This is a genomic window from Chlorobium phaeovibrioides (genome assembly GCF_003968655.1).
Classification (GTDB): domain Bacteria; phylum Bacteroidota; class Chlorobiia; order Chlorobiales; family Chlorobiaceae; genus Chlorobium; species Chlorobium phaeovibrioides.
In genome coordinates, this window is the sequence record NZ_RXYK01000005.1 from 99,255 (window position 1) to 113,341 (window position 14,087).

13 protein-coding genes are annotated in these 14,087 nt (G+C 53.1%); all 13 read left to right on the plus strand.

Translation table 11 applies throughout. The features are described from left to right. Positions 1–44: 44 nt before the first annotated feature. The 13 genes from EKD02_RS04905 to cydB all read left to right on the plus strand — a co-directional run bounded on the left by EKD02_RS04905 (position 45) and on the right by cydB (position 14,072). Positions 45–1,817 carry a sodium:solute symporter family protein gene (locus EKD02_RS04905; RefSeq protein ID WP_011889792.1) on the plus strand — a complete coding sequence of 591 codons (1,773 nt, stop codon included), beginning with the start codon at positions 45–47 and terminating at the stop codon, positions 1,815–1,817. A 106-nt stretch (positions 1,818–1,923) separates the two neighbouring features. Then, positions 1,924–3,792: an excinuclease ABC subunit UvrC gene (gene uvrC / locus EKD02_RS04910; protein WP_041470046.1), complete on the plus strand. Its 1,869-nt coding sequence runs from the start codon at positions 1,924–1,926 to the stop codon at positions 3,790–3,792. Between the two features lie 116 nt (positions 3,793–3,908). Beyond that, positions 3,909–5,306 (plus strand): tetratricopeptide repeat protein, encoded by a 1,398-nt coding sequence (locus EKD02_RS04915; protein ID WP_011889790.1) that lies wholly within the window; start codon positions 3,909–3,911, stop codon positions 5,304–5,306. After that, positions 5,303–6,175, plus strand: a complete 873-nt coding sequence (locus EKD02_RS04920) for a shikimate dehydrogenase (protein WP_126384151.1) — start codon at positions 5,303–5,305, stop codon at positions 6,173–6,175. Before EKD02_RS04915 ends, EKD02_RS04920 begins: the two co-directional genes overlap by 4 nt. Positions 6,176–6,209: 34 nt before the next feature. Further along, positions 6,210–6,719, plus strand: a complete 510-nt coding sequence (gene lspA / locus EKD02_RS04925; protein ID WP_126384154.1) for a signal peptidase II — start codon at positions 6,210–6,212, stop codon at positions 6,717–6,719. Then, a complete protein-coding gene (locus tag EKD02_RS04930) occupies positions 6,709–7,482 on the plus strand; it encodes a TatD family hydrolase (RefSeq protein ID WP_126384157.1) in 774 nt (257 codons plus the stop codon). The genes lspA and EKD02_RS04930 overlap by 11 nt, the downstream gene beginning before the upstream one ends. Before the next feature lie 118 nt (positions 7,483–7,600). After that, the gene (locus EKD02_RS04935; protein ID WP_126384160.1) at positions 7,601–8,275 is read left to right on the plus strand and encodes a tetratricopeptide repeat protein; all 675 of its coding nucleotides are present in this window, start codon (positions 7,601–7,603) and stop codon (positions 8,273–8,275) included. Between the two features lie 36 nt (positions 8,276–8,311). Beyond that, on the plus strand, positions 8,312–8,803 hold the full coding sequence (locus tag EKD02_RS04940) for a peptidylprolyl isomerase (protein ID WP_126384163.1): 492 nt from the start codon (positions 8,312–8,314) through the stop codon (positions 8,801–8,803). 6 nt (positions 8,804–8,809) lie between these two features. Continuing rightward, positions 8,810–9,508, plus strand: coding sequence for a YggS family pyridoxal phosphate-dependent enzyme (locus tag EKD02_RS04945; RefSeq protein WP_126384166.1), 699 nt, complete (start codon positions 8,810–8,812; stop codon positions 9,506–9,508). A 111-nt stretch (positions 9,509–9,619) separates the two neighbouring features. Next, positions 9,620–10,441 (plus strand): purine-nucleoside phosphorylase, encoded by an 822-nt coding sequence (locus EKD02_RS04950; protein ID WP_011889783.1) that lies wholly within the window; start codon positions 9,620–9,622, stop codon positions 10,439–10,441. Positions 10,442–10,459: 18 nt separating this feature from the next. Further along, on the plus strand, positions 10,460–11,527 hold the full coding sequence (gene mtnA, locus EKD02_RS04955; protein ID WP_126384169.1) for an S-methyl-5-thioribose-1-phosphate isomerase: 1,068 nt from the start codon (positions 10,460–10,462) through the stop codon (positions 11,525–11,527). 157 nt (positions 11,528–11,684) lie between these two features. Then, entirely contained in the window at positions 11,685–13,040 is a 1,356-nt protein-coding gene (locus EKD02_RS04960; RefSeq protein ID WP_011889781.1) for a cytochrome ubiquinol oxidase subunit I, read from the plus strand. Between the two features lie 18 nt (positions 13,041–13,058). Beyond that, complete coding sequence (gene cydB, locus EKD02_RS04965; RefSeq protein ID WP_011889780.1) at positions 13,059–14,072, plus strand: cytochrome d ubiquinol oxidase subunit II; 1,014 nt, start codon at positions 13,059–13,061, stop codon at positions 14,070–14,072. Positions 14,073–14,087 lie beyond the last annotated feature (15 nt).

The window sequence follows — 14,087 nt, forward strand, 5'->3', positions numbered from 1 at the left end:
ATCCAAAAAAAATCACACACACCAAACCTTAACACTGTATCGCTATGGATGTACAGAGCTTGACTTACACCATCGTAGGAATAACCTTTCTGATCTATATCGCAATTGCGGTATGGGCGAAAGCGGGATCCACGAAAGAATTCTATGTTGCCGGAGGCGGCGTTCCGCCGGTCCTCAACGGCATGGCAACAGCAGCCGACTGGATGTCGGCAGCTTCATTCATTTCAATGGCCGGCCTTATCTCCTTCATGGGGTATGACGGCTCGGTATACCTTATGGGCTGGACAGGCGGCTATGTGCTTCTGGCGCTGCTTCTTGCCCCGTATCTCCGCAAGTTCGGCAAGTTCACCGTGCCGGATTTTGTAGGCGACCGCTACTACTCGAACGCAGCACGAACAGTTGCCATCATCTGCGCCATCTTCGTCTCCTTCACCTATGTGGCAGGCCAGATGCGCGGCGTCGGCGTGGTGTTCTCGCGGTTCCTTGAGGTCGACATCAACACCGGCATCATCATCGGCATGTGCATCGTCTTCTTCTACGCCGTACTCGGCGGCATGAAGGGAATCACCTATACGCAGGTGGCTCAGTTCTGTGTGCTGATATTCGCATACATGGTTCCGGCCATCTTCATTTCCATGCTTATCGCCGGCACCCCCATCCCGCAGATTGGCTTCGGCAGCGAGCTTGTTGACGGAGGAGGCTTTCTGCTCGACAGGCTTAACGGACTGCATGAAGAACTCGGCTTCGCATCATATACCGACGGCTCAAAACCAATGATCGATGTCTTCTTCATCACCTTTGCGCTGATGGTCGGTACCGCTGGCCTTCCGCATGTGATCGTCCGCTTCTTTACGGTTCCCAAAGTTCGTGATGCACGCATCTCGGCCGGCTGGGCGCTTATTTTCATCTCGCTTCTCTACACCACGGCACCCGCAATTGCCGCCTTTGCCCGTTACAACCTGATCAATACGGTCAGCAACCAGCAGTACAGCGAACTCCCTTCATGGTTCAAGACCTGGGAAGGCACAGGCCTGCTTGCATGGGCCGACAAGAATGGCGACGGAGCAATCCAGTATGTGAAAGGTGATCCGTTTGCCGGGAAACCTGCTTTCACCGGCGAAACAGGCGAACTCGGCCAGCGGCTTGTCTCCAACGAAACAACCACAGACAACGCTAACGAGCTCTACATCGACCGCGATATCATTGTGCTCGCCAACCCTGAAATCGCCAAACTTCCTGCATGGGTCATCGCACTTGTTGCGGCTGGAGGCCTTGCCGCAGCGCTTTCGACCGCAGCCGGTCTCCTGCTGGTCATTTCAACATCAATAGCGCATGACCTGATCAAAAAGCAGCTGAATCCCGGCATCAGCGAAAAGTCAGAGCTGCTCTCCGCCCGTATTGCAGTAGCAATAGCCATTGTTGTTGCCGGCTACTTCGGCATCAACCCTCCGGGATTCGTTGCCCAGGTTGTGGCATTCGCCTTCGGCCTTGCCGCCGCATCGTTCTTCCCGGTCATCATCCTCGGTATTTTCTCAAAGAGGATGAACAAGGAGGGCGCCATTGCAGGCATGTTGACAGGCATCATCTTCACGGCTGCCTACATCATATACTTCAAGTTTGTGAACCCCGGCATGAACAAGCCCGAGTTCTGGCTCTTCGGGATTTCGCCTGAAGGTATCGGAACCCTTGGCATGCTCATCAACTTTGCCGTGAGCTTCGTGGTCTCCCGACTCACCCCTGCACCTCCTCAGGAGATACAGGAGCTGGTCGACAGCCTTCGCTACCCTAAAGGGGCCGGTGAAGCATCAGCTCACTGAAGCACTCAGGATTCAAGAGAAAAAAGGCGCGGAACCAACCGCGCCTTTTTTTTGTACCTTTGGAATGAACAGCGACGGACAACATACAGAACAGCAAGCAGTACCTATGGCTGCCGAAGAAAAAGAGCAGGAAAAGCTTCTCAGGGAAAAAATAGCATCGCTCCCCAAAGAGCCCGGAGTCTACCAGTTCAGGAATGACAAAGGGCGGGTCATTTATGTGGGTAAAGCAAAAAACCTCCGTTCACGGGTTCGTTCATATTTCAGCAACCCGCTGCAGCAGAGTGGAAAAACACAGGTACTGGTCACTCATATCCGCGATCTTGAGATCATCATCACCTCATCGGAGGTGGAAGCGCTGATTCTTGAAAACAACCTGATCAAGGAGCTGAAACCCCGATACAACATCAACCTGAAAGATGACAAGACCTACCCGTGGCTTGTCATCACCGCTGAACCCTTCCCCCGGATTTTCATCACCAGGAACCGCACACGCGACCGTTCCATCTGGTTCGGTCCATACACGGAAGCCGGTCAGCTGCGGACCATTCTCGACCTCATCAGCTCCATTTTTCCGGTACGAAGCTGCCGCCACCCTCTCACACCAGAAAACATAGCCTCAAAAAAATACAAGCTCTGCCTCGACTACCATATCCACAAATGCAAAGGGCCATGCGAAGGGTTGCAGGAAGAAGGTGACTATCTGGAAATGATAGGAGAAATTGTCCGTCTGCTCAAAGGCAAAACAGCCGGGCTCAGACGGGACCTTCACGAAAAAATGCTGACGGCCGCTGAAGATCTTCGATTTGAGGAAGCCGCTGAAATCAAACTCCAGCTCGACAGCCTCAAGCGGTACAGCGAACGGCAGAAAATTGTTGCGGCCGACGGGGCAGATCGGGACGCGGTTGCTGTGGCCATAGGTGAAGACGAAGCATGCGGTGTGGTGTTCCGGATCAGAGAAGGGAAAATGCTTGGTTCACAGCACTTCATTCTCACCAATACCAAGGGAGAGAGCGAAGCGACAATCCTTGGCAGGGTTCTTGAAACCCACTACCTCAAAACCGCAGACCTTATGCCCGACGAAGTCCTGCTGCCGGAACTGCCGGAAGAGGAGGCCGCCGAAGCGCTGAGAGCTCTGGGGCGTGAACAGCAGGGCGAAGGCGGGAGGCAGAAGGAGATGCGGTTCACTGTGCCGCAGATAGGGGAAAAGGCACACCTGCTTGACATGTGCCGCCAGAATGCACGCCACCATCTGGCTGAATACATGGTTCAGAAACAGAAACGGGGGGAAGCAGCAAGAGAACACAGCGGGAGCAAAGCACTGGCCGAAGCCCTGCATCTGGAAAACACGCCGAACAGAATTGAATGTTTCGACAACTCACACCTTCAGGGTACCGACTATGTCAGTGCAATGGTCTGTTTCGTTATGGGCCGCCCTCTGAAAGGTGGATACAGAAAATTCAAACTCAACTCCTTTGAGGGCTCCGATGACTATGCAGCCATGGAAGAGGCCATCAACCGACGCTACGGAGGCTCTCTGAGTAAAGAGCTCCCCCTCCCCGACCTCATTATTGTTGACGGTGGCAAGGGGCAGGTCAACACGGCCCGAAAAGCACTTGACGCACTTGGCGTTTCCGTTCCGGTCATCGGACTTGCCAAACGGCTGGAGGAAATTTTCATCCCCTTCACCCCCGACCCCTTCAACCTCCCGAAAACCTCTCCCGCGCTCAAGCTATTGCAGCAGCTGCGAGACGAGTCGCACCGTTTTGCCATTTCCTATCACCGCACCCTTCGGCGGAAGCGCACCCTGCAGACAGAACTCACAGCAATCGAAGGCATCGGCGAAAAAACCGCATTCACCCTGCTTGAACGGTTTGGCTCAGCTGAAGGAGTGGCCGCAGCAACACTTGAAGAACTCGCGAAAACCGCCGGAACAATGAAGGCTGAAACAGTGTTCAATCATTATCATTCCGAATAAGAATTACGGGTTTTGTAACCTTCACGAAATCTGTTTTGTAAGGAAATTCTCTTATATTTATTTCATGATTCTGATTCGTAACGGGTCGAAACATATGAAACACTTTACGACTGCATATGAACTTTCCTGATTTTTTTGACGACGACCGAAATACCCCAAAAGGCCTGTCAGGAAAACAGAAGCCAGATCTGGAGGGGATTGACTCCATCTTTGATTCCGAAGATCTGCTTGACAGGATCAATCAGCTCAATGAAGAAGGCTTCAACCCTGAAGCGCTTATTGTTGCCCGCAGGCTGGAAGCAATAGCCCCCTTCAATACCGAAACATGGTTCCATCTTGGAAACTGCCTCACACTCAACGGCTTTTTCGAAGAGGCACTTGAAGCGTTCCAGAAAGCGGTTCTTTTCAGCCCCTCCGACAGTGAAATGACCCTCAACCTTGCCCTTGCCTGGTTCAATACCGGACAGCTCGACAGGGCTCTTGAAGAAATTGACGGAATACTTTCAGACAGCTCCATTGAAAAAGAGTTCCATTACTACAGGGGCATCATCCTCCAGCGGCTTGAACGCTTTGCCGAGGCAGAAGCCGACTTTGAGCGGACCCTTGAGCTTGATGCTGATTTTGCCGAGGCATGGTATGAACTGGCCTACTGCAAAGACCTGCTCGATAAATTCGATGAGAGCGTCCAGTGCTACAGAAGGGCGCTTGACGAGGAACCATACAACATCAACGCCTGGTACAACAACGGGCTGGTTCTGAGTAAAATGAAGCGCTATGACGAAGCGCTCGAATGCTACGACATGGCTCTGGCCATTGCCGATGATTTCACTTCGGCATGGTACAACCGCGCCAATGTGCTTGCCATCACCGGACGCATTGCAGAGGCAGCCGAAAGCTACCGGGAAACACTGAAGCATGAGCCGGATGATCTCAATGCGCTTTACAACCTCGGCATAGCCTGCGAGGAACTTGAGCTGTACCGGGAAGCCATTGACTGCTATCGCAACTGCATTCAGCTCAGCGGAGACTTTCCTGATGCATGGTTCGCCCTTGCCTGCTGCCAGGAAGCAATTGACGAATATGACGATGCGTTTGCCTCCATCAAGGCGGCGCTTGACTCTGTACCCGACAGTATTGAATTTCTCCTCCTCAGAGCGGAAATCGAGTATAATCTCAACCAGCTCGACAGTGCCATCAGCACCTATCAGATCATCATAGATCTTGAACCCGACAGCCCGCAGATATGGGTTGATTTTGCCGTAGTACTCAGAGACGCCGGACATATAGATAGATCCATTGAAGCTTTACAGCAATCGCTGAAATTGCAGCCGCTGTCGGCAGATGCACATTTTGAAATTGCGACTGCCTACTTTGCCGCCGGTGACAAACTCAGCACCCTGAAAGCACTGAGCAAAGCCTTCAAGATTGACCCCGACAAGAAGCAGTTCTTTCAGACCGCCTTTCCTGAACTCTACCAGCAGGATGCTGTCAGGAGGATGCTGGGAATTTCATGAGGCCGGCCACAAAAATCTACGGCCTTATCGGTCGCGCAGTGGATTACTCCTACTCTCCACTGATACACAACACAGCCTTCGAGCAGCTTTCGCTTCCCTGCCGCTACACCATTTTCAACATTGCCGAAGAGCACCTGGTTGCCGACGCCTTGAAAGGGGCCCGTGCGCTTGGCATTGCAGGATTCAGCGTCACCATTCCCTACAAGAAAACTGTTGTCCCCCTTCTGGATTCGCTCTCAGAAGAGGCGAAGTCCATTCAGGCAGTCAACACCATTGTCAACCACGAGGGAACTCTTGTGGGCCACAATACCGACATTGCCGGGTTTGCCTCCCCCCTCCTGCCGCACGCCCGCTCCATTCAGGGCCGTCCGGTTGCAATTCTTGGCAGTGGCGGCGCATCCCTGGCAGCCATTGAGGCATTCCGCACGCTCTTCATGCCTTCAGAGATAACACTCTTCATGCGCAACCCGGCAAAAGAAACCCGGATGACAGACCCCGCCATCAAACGCTGCGCCCTGGGAGATCTCAAGGAGAGCGGAAGCCAATCCTCAGCACTGCTCCGCGACGCGGCAGTCGTAATCAATGCAACTCCTGTAGGAACACTCGGCCGTCCCGACGCTCACATGAGCCCGGTACCGGCTGAAAGCAACCTTCTACACCAGGGGCAGATCATCTACGACATGGTCTACAATCCGCTTGACACCCCCCTTCTCCTTGCCGCCAGAAAAGCCGGAGCCGTAACCATTCCGGGCATGGAAATGCTGCTCGCCCAGGGAGCTGCCGCGTTCAGGCTCTGGACCAACCTTGAAATGCCTATGGACGCTGTCCGCAGCGCCCTTTTGAATGAAATAGGTGCAACTGCGATCTGATCTTTTCACAATCCATTTTTCACCCGCCCGCATCATGAGATGGTTTTTCTTTCTGCTTCTCTCTGTCATCGGCCTTGACCGGTTCACCAAACAGCTCGCAATCATCTTCCTCCGCGACACAGGGGAAAGCATCACCATCATCCCCGGCCTCTTCTCCCTCACCTATGCCGAAAACCGCGGGATAGCCTTCGGCATGGAGTTCCTTCCGCCTGCAGTTCTTCTCATCCTGACCACAATCATCGTTTCAGGAGTCATCATCTACGCACTTTACCAGGGAAACAGGCAGCCGCTGTTTCTCGGTTCGTTCGGACTGATTGCAGGTGGCGGCATCGGGAACCTCATTGACAGATTCACCACAGGACGGGTGGTTGACTTCCTCTATTTCGACCTTTACAGGGGTGAACTTTTCGGTCAGTGGATAGCACTCTGGCCCATTTTCAATATTGCCGATTCCGCCATCACCATAGGGGCATGCATGCTCATCATCTTCTACGGCAGAATTTTTCCGGACAGCACTGCATCGGGAGGAAACAATGTTTGCTGACGCACACTGCCATCTCTCCTTTCCTGCCTTTGACGAAGACCGCCCGGCAGTCATTGAACGAATGAAGGAAGCCGGCGTCACCCTTCTCATCGACCCCGGCGTCAATGCGGAAACAAGCAGAACATCAATTGATCTTGCCCGGAAACACAGCTTCATCCATGCCAATGTCGGCCTGCATCCGCATGATGCCGACAGCGGAATTGAAGCTGCAACTTTTGACGAACTCCAGCAGCTTGCCCGATATCCTGAAGTGGTTGCCATTGGAGAGATCGGTCTCGACTACCACTACCCCGAAACAAGCCCGGAGAACCAGCAGGAAGCATTCCGCACCATGCTCAGAATGGCCCGGAGCCTCAATCTTCCGGTTGTCATCCACTCTCGCGATGCATGGCAGGACACCCTGCGGATTCTTGATGAAGAGAACCATTCGGCACTCCGGGGCGTCATGCACTGCTTTTCAGGCGACCTGAATACCGCACAGGAATGCATCAAAAGGGGCTTCCGCCTCTCCATACCAGGCACCCTTACCTACAAACGCTCCACCCTTCCCGAAGTGGTCAGGGCAGTCCCTCTTGAGAGCCTTCTGACAGAAACCGACTCCCCCTACCTTGCTCCCGTGCCATTCCGTGGCAAACGCAATGAACCTGCCCACGCGGCCATTGTTGCCCGCACCATCGCCGAAATCAGGGAAATCCCTGTTGAAAAGGCAGCTGAAGCCATCATGAAGAACACCGCCAGCGCATTCAACCTGGATCTCCAATGAAACAGAGGGATTTGAATTTTTTGAAAATCAGACAAACTTGTTTAGGTTGAAATCCGATAGGACAGCAAGTAACAATCAGGTTTCACAAAAACACCAACGATCCACCAACGACTTTTCAATGAACGATTTACAGCAGGGCGGCATAAACGACAGTGCCTCGTCGGCAGTGGACAACCTTCTCTTTTTTGGCATCAAATACAAGAATGCGCTCATCGGCGCCACACTGTTCTGCCTGCTTGCAGCCGCAGGAACCTATTTCTGGATGAGCCGTCAGGCAGACCGGGAACTGGAAGCCGGCATGGAGCTTTCGGCTGTTGAACAGCTGCTCCAGAGAGGCGACTACCGGGCAGCCATCAAAGGGGACAAAGAGAATCCCGGACTGGAAACCATAGCTGCCTCATATAACGGCACCCGAAGCGGCGAAATGGCAGCACTGCTGCTTGCCAACGCATGGTATTCCCTTGGTGAGCCCGATTCAGCACTCACGGCATTCAATACCGTCTCCATGAAAAATCCTGATCTTCAGGCTGCCGTCCTTGCTGGAAAAGGGGCCTGCTTCAGCAACAGGAAAGAGTACGCCAAAGCTGCAGAACACTATGAAAAAGCCTCCGGGAAAGCCGTAAACAACGCCCTGAAAGCCTCGTATCTGGTCGATGCGGCAGACTGCATGGCGAAGGATGGAAAAGAGGACAACGCCCGTCAACGCTACAGCAACATCATTGAAACATATCCCGGTTCAGCCGGAGCAGCCTCAGCCCAGCGCTCGCTCTGGATGCTTTCCGGCCACAAGTAACACACCACTTCATCCACAAAAACCAGCACCACCATCATGGCAGAACAGTTCATCATCAAAACCAGCCTGGGAAATATTACCGTAAGCCTCTACGATGACACCCCGCTGCATCGCGACAACTTCATGAAGATGGTTGCCGAAAAATACTACGATGGCATCCGCTTCCACCGGGTCATCAACGGCTTCATGGTCCAGACCGGCGACCCGCTTTCCCGTCATGACGACAAGCGTGCACTCCATGGTACCGGAGGCCCCTCCTACAAGGTTCCCGCAGAAATCCGCCATCCGAACAAAAAAGGAACCCTTGCGGCAGCCCGGGACAACAACCCCCAGAAAGCCTCATCAGGAAGCCAGTTCTACATCAACCACGCCGACAACGACTTTCTGGACGGAAACTACACGGTGTTCGGCAGTGTTGATGATGGGATGGATGTGGTTGAACTGATAGCCGCAGTGAAGGTTGACCCCAACGACAACCCGCTGACGCCGGTGACCATTGAATCAATTGAGGCGGCAGCAGCAGACTGAACAGCGATGCCATCAATAAGAGCGGGACTTCAGGACATTCAGCAGCGCATTGAAGCTGCAGCTGTGGAGGCTGGACGAGATCCCGCCTCCATACGGCTGATTGCGGTGTCAAAAACCAAGCCGGCCGGCATGATCCGCGAAGCATTTGATGCAGGTCACAGCCTTTTCGGAGAAAGTTACCTTCAGGAATTCCTTGAAAAACGCACTGACCCGCTGCTTGAAGGACTTCCGATCGAGTGGCACTTTATCGGCCACCTGCAGTCCAACAAGGTCCGATCGGTCATAGGCAAAGTCTCTCTGATACACGGTATCGACAAAATTTCGACCGCCCGGGAACTCTCCCGACAGGCTCTCCGACAGAACCTGCACGCCGACTACCTTCTTGAGGTCAACACCTCCGGCGAATCCACGAAATACGGTATGGCCGAAGACGAGGTACTTTCGGCGGCTGAAACCCTTTTCACCCTCCCCTCCATTACCCTCAGGGGGCTCATGAACATTGCCTCTCCCGACGAAGCATCGGCCCGAAATGAGTTCAGGCGACTCCGTCAGCTGCTCAAGCAGCTGCGCGAGGTGGCTCCAAATCCAGAAGAGCTGAGTGAACTCTCCATGGGAATGAGCGGTGATTTTGAATCTGCCGTCATGGAAGGGGCCACAATGATACGAGTAGGAACCGCCATTTTCGGTGCAAGATGCCTACGGTAGAGAGCGTCCGTAATTTTTTTCTCACCCCCTTCCGGATTATATTGTAAAATTTCCATTCCAGAGAGGATGACCGTTCATCATACGCCCGTCAACCAGTAAATACAATCCATCATGATTGCACAGCAGGCTAAAATTCAGGAGGCAGTCTCCTTCATCAGAAAAAAAACACAGTCCGACTACCCCGTAGGCATTGTTCTGGGAACCGGTCTTGGAGCCCTTGCCAAAGAGATTGATGTTGAATTTGCACTTGACTATGCCGACATCCCCAACTTCCCCATTTCAACTGTTGAAACCCACCACGGCAAGCTGATTTTCGGAAAGCTGGCAGGAAAGAATGTTGTGGCCATGCAGGGCCGCTTTCATTTTTATGAAGGCTACTCAATGCACCAGATTGTTTTTCCTATCCGCGTCATGAAACATCTGGGAGTCAAAACCCTCGGCATCACCAACGCCTGCGGCGGCCTGAACCCTTCGTTCAGCAAAGGTGACATCATGCTGATTGACGACCACATCAACATGCTTCCGGGCAACCCTCTCATCGGCCCGAACGATCCCGATACCGGATCGCGCTTCCCCGACATGTGCGAACCATACTCAAAAAGGATTCTCTCCATAGCCGAGCAGGTCGCGCTTGACAACAAGCTGAAAGTACAGCGGGGCGTCTATGTCGCCCTTCCGGGACCCTGCCTTGAAACCCGGGCCGAATACCGCATGCTGAGAACACTCGGCGCAGATGTCGTCGGCATGTCAACCGTTCCCGAAGTCATCGCAGCAGTCCATCAGGGAACAGAAGTCTTCGGTATGTCTATCGTTACCGACGAATGCTTCCCCGACAATCTTCAGGCGGTAAGCATTGAGGAGATCATTGAGGTGTCCAACCGGGCTGAACCGAAAATGACCACCATCTTCAAAAATGTGGTTGCAAACCTTTAACACCTCAGCAGGAACACTATGATTGATGCAATCTCCTTCAAAGACGGAACCTTCCGTTACCTTGACCAGCGATTACTCCCGCTGCAGGAAATCCATGTGGAAACCAGAGACCACCGCGAAGCCATTGAGGCCATCAAGAGCCTTGCGGTCAGAGGGGCACCGCTTATCGGCGCATCAGCCGGATACACCGTCGTCCTTGGCGTCAACAGCTTCAAGGGAGCAAAGGAAGCGTTCCCCGCATATTTCAGCCAACTCATAGCCGATGTTGAAGCATCACGCCCCACCGCCGTCAACCTTTTCTTTGCCACAAAGAAAATGAAAGCGGTCTATGACGCCAATTTTGAGTCGGACTCTCTTGATGAGCTGAAAGCGAAAATGACCGATGAGGCGCACAAAATCTACAATGACGAAGTCGACAACTGCGACCGCATAGCCCGCCACGGTGTTGAGCAGATCAAGCGCGACTGTGCAGATATCCTCAAAACACGGAAGCTCAATGTGCTGACCCACTGCAACACAGGCACCCTGGCCTGCTGCGGCATCGGCACCGCTCTCGGCGTCATCCGCCTGGCCTGGAAAGAAGGGCTCATCGAGCGCGTCATCACTGCAGAAAGCCGTCCTCTCCTTCAGGGACTGAGGCTGACTGCATGGGAGCTTGAACATGACGGCATCCCATTCATCTCGATTTCAGATTCCTCATCGGCCTTCCTCATGCAGCGCGGCATGATCGACTTCGGTGTTGTTGGCGCCGACCGCATAACAGCCAATGGAGACACCGCAAACAAAATCGGCACCTATGCCCATGCTGTCAGTGCCAGCCACCATGGTCTGCCTTTCTACATCGCCGCACCTGTCTCAACCATCGACATCACGCTCAAAGAAGGAACACAGATACCGATTGAAGAGCGGAACGCTGATGAACTGAGAACCATCTTCGGCACACAGGTTGCCACACCAACCACTCCGGTGCTGAACTACGCTTTCGATGTCACTCCGGGAACACTGCTCCGCGGCATCATCACCGAAAAGAAAGCAGTTGTCGGAAGCTATGAAACCGGTCTCAGGGAGCTGTTTACTCAACAGTGACAGACCAAACGGCATAAACCGGGCGTTACGCGCCCGGTTTATCACTCCAGAAAAAGAGACAAATACTATCCTTTTTTGGATTTAATGAAACTATAATCGTACCTTCAGGAAACAAAAATCGTTCTGGAAGCGTCATCAATACAACCGGACCTCACCCATGGACACTCTTTTTCTCGCAAAGCTGCAGTTCGGGATGACTTCGGTCTTCCATTTCTTTTTCGTCCCCCTCACTCTCGGTCTCTCCATTTTCACAGCCATACTTGAAACAGCCTGGGTTCGTACAGGAAAAGAAAAGTACCGTCAGCTGACCCGTTTCTGGGGGCACCTGTTCCTCATCAACTTTGCCGTAGGTGTGGTTACCGGCATTGTCATGGAGTTCCAGTTCGGCATGAACTGGTCGCAATACTCACGATTTGTTGGCGACATTTTCGGCGTTCCTCTTGCAATTGAAGCGTTGCTCGCCTTCTTTATCGAGTCCACCTTCCTCGGCATCTGGGTCTTCGGCTGGGACCGGCTTTCCAAAAAGCTGCACGCAGCCGCCATCTGGATTGTAGCTCTCGGCTCAAATCTTTCGGCCCTATGGATTCTCGTGGCCAACTCCTTCATGCAGGCCCCGACCGGTTTCAGAATGTCGGCAGACGGCGCAAGAGCTGAAATGACCGACTTCGGAGCCCTCCTCTTCAACCCCCATGTCTGGAAACAGTTCCCTCATGTACTTTCCGGAGGAATTGTAACCGCCGGCTTTCTTGTTATTGCCATCAGCGTCTGGCACCTTGCAAAGGGGACAAAGGACAGGGATGCCTTCATCACCTCCATGAAATTCGGCACCATCTATGCCTTTATCGGCACCATTCTGGTCACTCTGGCCGGCCACACACAGATGCAGCACCTCATGACCACGCAACCCATGAAAGTTGCTGCTGCCGAAGCACTCTGGGAGAGTGAAAATCCCGCAAGCTTCTCGCTCTTCACGGTCGGTGATCAAGAAAACCTGAAGGATGTTTTCTCAATCCGCCTCCCCGGCATGCTCTCCTTTCTCGCTTACAACTCCTTTGAGGGCGAAGTGACGGGAATCAAGGAACTGCAGAAGGAATATGAGGAAACATACGGCCCGGGCAACTACATTCCCTCTGTCATTACTGCATACTGGAGCTTCCGCTTCATGGTGGGTGCAGGCACGCTGATGCTTCTGGTCTCTGTTCTGGGTCTGGTGAAAATCATACGGGAGAACTATGACTTTTCACCCTTCATGAAAAAACTCTTTTTCTGGTCTTTCCTGCTGCCGTGGATAGCCAACTCAACCGGCTGGATACTGGCTGAAATGGGCCGTCAGCCATGGATAGTGTTCGGCCTCCTGAAAACCGAACAGGGTGTTTCACCGGCCTCAGTCGTCAGCAGTGGCGAACTGATGGTTTCAATAGCCTCGTTTTTCCTTGTCTATCTGATGCTTGCCGCGACAGACCTTTTCCTCATGAGGAAGTACGCCATGGCAGGAATTGATCATGAAGAATAAACCGTAACGGAGATACTGATGGAACTGCAGACACTATGGTTCATACTCATAACCGTCCTCTTCACCGGTTTTTTCTTTCTGGAGGGGTTTGATTTCGGAGTAGGCATCCTGCTCCCCTTCATGAGCCGCGAAGACATTGAGAGACGGACAATCATCAACACAATCGGCCCTTTCTGGGACGGCAACGAAGTCTGGCTCATTACAGCCGGCGGCGCAATGTTTGCAGCATTTCCCGAATGGTATGCAACCCTCTTCAGCGGCTTTTACCTGGCACTTCTCCTGATGCTTGTGGCCATGATATTCCGTGGTGTCGCATTCGAGTTCCGCAGCAAACACAGCGACCCGCGCTGGCGGAGTTTCTGGGACTGGAGCATTTTTGCCGGCAGCGCCATACCCGCACTGCTCTGGGGTGTTGCCCTGGCTAACTTCATCAGGGGCATTCCCATTGACGCAGAGATGAACTATGCCGGAGGCTTCTTCAACCTTCTCAACCCCTACGCACTTGCCTGCGGCCTGACATCCCTCTCCATCTTCACCCTTCACGGAGCGGTGTTCCTGACCCTGAAAACCACCGACGCCCTACAGGAAAAGGCAGTGAAAACAGCAAAATTGGCCTGGGTACCCGCGGTACTCCTTTCGTTTATTTTCATGGTCTACACCAACTATGAAACCGATCTCTACAGCCATCTCGGCATCAACCCCGGCATTATTCCCATCTTCAGCGTCATCGCTCTTGTATCTGTGATTTTTCTGCTGCAGAAAAATGCAGCCGGATGGGCATTCGCCATGACCGGCATCGCCATAGCCTTCTCAACCATCACCATCTTCATGGGGCTCTACCCGAGAGTTCTGGTATCAAGCCTTGATCCTGCCTGGAACCTGACCATATACAATGCTTCCTCATCGGAGTACACGCTCGGCATCATGTCGATTGTCGCCCTTCTCTTTGTTCCCCTCGTCCTCGTTTATCAGGGTTGGAGTTACTGGGTGTTCCGTCAGCGGGTCTCCACCGGAGGAAAACTTGAATACTGATGCCTCCCGGAAAAA

Coding starts and splice junctions, on each gene's coding strand:
- uvrC (WP_041470046.1), top strand. CDS start 1,924: ATGGCTGCCGAAGAAAAAGAGCAGGAAAAGCTTCTCAGGGAAAAAATA.
- EKD02_RS04945 (WP_126384166.1), top strand. CDS start 8,810: ATGCCATCAATAAGAGCGGGACTTCAGGACATTCAGCAGCGCATTGAA.
- cydB (WP_011889780.1), top strand. CDS start 13,059: ATGGAACTGCAGACACTATGGTTCATACTCATAACCGTCCTCTTCACC.
- EKD02_RS04960 (WP_011889781.1), top strand. CDS start 11,685: ATGGACACTCTTTTTCTCGCAAAGCTGCAGTTCGGGATGACTTCGGTC.
- mtnA (WP_126384169.1), top strand. CDS start 10,460: ATGATTGATGCAATCTCCTTCAAAGACGGAACCTTCCGTTACCTTGAC.
- EKD02_RS04935 (WP_126384160.1), top strand. CDS start 7,601: ATGAACGATTTACAGCAGGGCGGCATAAACGACAGTGCCTCGTCGGCA.
- EKD02_RS04920 (WP_126384151.1), top strand. CDS start 5,303: ATGAGGCCGGCCACAAAAATCTACGGCCTTATCGGTCGCGCAGTGGAT.
- EKD02_RS04940 (WP_126384163.1), top strand. CDS start 8,312: ATGGCAGAACAGTTCATCATCAAAACCAGCCTGGGAAATATTACCGTA.
- EKD02_RS04915 (WP_011889790.1), top strand. CDS start 3,909: ATGAACTTTCCTGATTTTTTTGACGACGACCGAAATACCCCAAAAGGC.
- EKD02_RS04905 (WP_011889792.1), top strand. CDS start 45: ATGGATGTACAGAGCTTGACTTACACCATCGTAGGAATAACCTTTCTG.
- lspA (WP_126384154.1), top strand. CDS start 6,210: ATGAGATGGTTTTTCTTTCTGCTTCTCTCTGTCATCGGCCTTGACCGG.
- EKD02_RS04950 (WP_011889783.1), top strand. CDS start 9,620: ATGATTGCACAGCAGGCTAAAATTCAGGAGGCAGTCTCCTTCATCAGA.
- EKD02_RS04930 (WP_126384157.1), top strand. CDS start 6,709: ATGTTTGCTGACGCACACTGCCATCTCTCCTTTCCTGCCTTTGACGAA.